The following is a 233-nucleotide window of genomic DNA, read 5'->3' as shown; positions in this document are numbered from 1 at the left end:
CCGGCCCCGGCCCGGGATGGCCGAACATGCGACAATGGACGGCCGTAAAACCCGCCAGCCGCTGTGGCCCGCATCGATCAGACTCCCTTCGAAATCGCCATCTCCGATTTCACCCACGATGGCCGCGGCGTCGGCCGCCGTCCCGATCCCAAGGCTCCCGACAGCGCCGGCAAGGCGGTGTTCGTCACCGGCGCGCTGCCGGGCGAGCGGGTCATGGCCAAGCAGACCTCGCG

General features: G+C 70.4%; 1 protein-coding gene. It reads left to right on the top strand.

Annotated features, from left to right (window positions below; translation table 11 throughout):
* Positions 1–63: 63 nt before the first annotated feature.
* The coding region (locus HKX41_13700; protein NNC25187.1) for a TRAM domain-containing protein at positions 64–233 on the top strand (170 nt) is incomplete at its 3' end.

The organism is Salifodinibacter halophilus, from assembly GCA_012999515.1.
GTDB lineage: Bacteria > Pseudomonadota > Gammaproteobacteria > Nevskiales > Salinisphaeraceae > Salifodinibacter > Salifodinibacter halophilus.
This window is presented reverse-complemented; position numbering and strand designations above follow the sequence as displayed.